Annotated in this window: 1 protein-coding gene and 1 rRNA gene; one reads left to right on the top strand and one right to left on the bottom strand. The window is 36.0% G+C overall.

Features of this window, described 5'->3' with window-relative positions:
• Positions 1-58: 58 nt before the first annotated feature.
• Positions 59-173: ribosomal RNA gene (gene rrf / locus KO527_RS00115) — 5S ribosomal RNA — on the top strand.
• A gap of 265 nt (positions 174-438) precedes the next feature.
• On the opposite strand, the gene KO527_RS00110 is transcribed toward rrf, so the two are convergent.
• Positions 439-2253: a sodium:proton antiporter gene (locus KO527_RS00110; RefSeq protein WP_216038405.1), complete on the bottom strand. Its 1815-nt coding sequence runs from the start codon at positions 2251-2253 to the stop codon at positions 439-441.
• Between the last annotated feature and the right edge of the window lie 160 nt (positions 2254-2413).

Below are 2413 nucleotides of genomic sequence, written 5' to 3'. Positions count from 1 at the left end.
TGTATCAGCAGACCGAATTTATTAAAGAACGAAACATAAGCATAATCAACAGATTTTGCTTGGTGACAATAGCGTTTTGGACCCACCTGATCCCATGCCGAACTCAGAAGTGAAACGAAACAGCGCCGATGATAGTGTGGGGTTTCCCATGTGAAAGTAGGACATCGCCAGGCTCCTAATTAAAGAACCCGATACAGAAATGTATCGGGTTTTTTGCTTTCTGGGTTTTTAGAAATTTTATAAATTAATCAAGAGCAACCAATACTCGGCTAAAGCACCGCCTACGTTTATATCTCACCTACATCATTTCAGTAAAGCTGTGTTGCCTGCATGGATTCAGGTATTTAAGTTTAGTCTGACGTTATAACTTGTACTCTTAAAAATTTATCCTAATTTATATTAGGACACTAACTTAATAGGGTTGGCATGGCTGTATAGCTATCCCATATCTTTTAATACTGACATTTTAGATGGTTGCATAGCAACAACCATTTCCCCTGCTATTGGCTTTTCCAGTTGAGGTGTGAATGGACTTAATTGTCCGATTGTATTTATTAAAAATAATGGCACAGCTTCTTTATTTACTTCTAAATAATTATCCCAGGTAAACTCTTCTGAGATTCGAGTTGTACTTACCTTACCTCCTTTGGCAATTAGATCGCTTAATCGTGTAAAAGTGGCTGTATTATCTTGGGTATTATTTATAAATAATATTTGTCTCGAAAGAAAGGTCGCACTGTCTTTATTTGCTTTAGAGTGCACAGTTGATGATTTTAATGAAAATACATTTTTTTCTTTGATAAGGTGTGAAAAGTATTGCACTCCAATGGCGTTATTGTGTCTATTAGGTGATAGTGCTAATACGGTTTTTATATCTGTCATTGGCAAATATCTTTCTGCATGTTCAGATTGTGGGTTTCCGTAATAACAGGGTAAGCCGCTCATTCTGGCCATTTTACAATTTTCCCAGGCAGGATCAGATAAATAGATATTGATATTCTGTTCTTTGAGTGCAATCGCTATCGATCTTGATACATGATTTGCACCAATAATTAAAATAGTTGAAGGTTCTGGTCTATGCATTTTTAATAACTTAACAAGTGGTAGAGCTGTCAAGCTTTGAAGAATTACAGTAACAATAATTACTGTAAATATAAGAGGCACTATTTTATCAGCATCCTTTACTCCTTGCTCAGCCATACTTAATGAGAAAACAGAACCAACTGCTGCAGCGACAATACCCCTAGGTGAAATCCAAGCTAAGATCATTCGCCCTTTGATCGAAATGTCTGATTTAAAGGTCGAAACAATAATACAGAATGGGCGAGCAATAAATAATACAATCACCAGGAATACCATCACTGTAGGACCTAGCAATAACAACTCAGACAAACTTAGCCTAGATGCCAGTAGAATAAATAAGCCTGAAATTAAGATCATTGATAAATCTTCTTTAAATTCTAAAATAGCGTCTAGTTCCAAGTCATCTTGATTTGCAAGCCATATTCCAAAGACTGTTACGGCTAAAAGCCCTGATTCATGACTTAGATAGTTAGAAAGTGAGAAAACAAATAAAACGAATGCAAGGACTGTAAATTTTTGTAGCTCATATGGGATCCAGTCTTTTCTAAAAAATAAAGTCGTTAACCACCCTGCAAAGGCGCCAAGAGATAAACCGATTGCTAATGTTGCGCTTAACTGAAATAAAGTATGGCTTAATGCGTCTGTTGGCCCAGCAAACTTCACAGCCTCAAATACAAGCACTGCGAATAATGCTCCAATAGGATCTATTACAATACCTTCCCAACGTAATATGCGGTCAACCTCAATGCTAGGCCTCATGATATTGAGTAAGGGGGTGATTACTGTGGGGCCTGTAACAACGAGTACAGCACCTAAAACAGCTGATACTCTCCAATCTAAGTCTAACAACCAATAACTACTCAGAGCGATAATAGTAAAGGTTGTGAGCATACCAATAGAGCACAAGTTCCTTACAACTTTTCCTATGCCTTTAAGCTCTCTAAAGTGTAATGTAAGAGCACCTTCAAATAAAATAATCGCAACAGAAAGAGAGATTACAGGAAACAATAAATCACCTAGTAATTCGTCTGGGTTTAATATTGAAAAAACAGGGCCTAGTAGTAAGCCTATTAATAATAAAAATAAAATGGCAGGAACTTTAAATACCCAAGCAAGCCATTGAGCAAAAACTGAAAATAGTGCTATTGCTGCAATATATATCGCGGTCATAAATACTAATCCTCCATTAAGTTTTGTTCTAAACGAAGTAAGTATATGTGCTGAAAGTAAAATGGCGAATATTAGATTTTAAAAATTGAGATTATTTTAAATAGAAGTTTTTATTTTTTATAGAGAATATAGAGGTGAAATTTTGGAGCGGTACACGAGG

Origin of the sequence: Pseudoalteromonas sp. C2R02 (assembly GCF_018860845.1) — a bacterium.
GTDB lineage: Bacteria > Pseudomonadota > Gammaproteobacteria > Enterobacterales > Alteromonadaceae > Pseudoalteromonas.
This window is presented reverse-complemented; position numbering and strand designations above follow the sequence as displayed.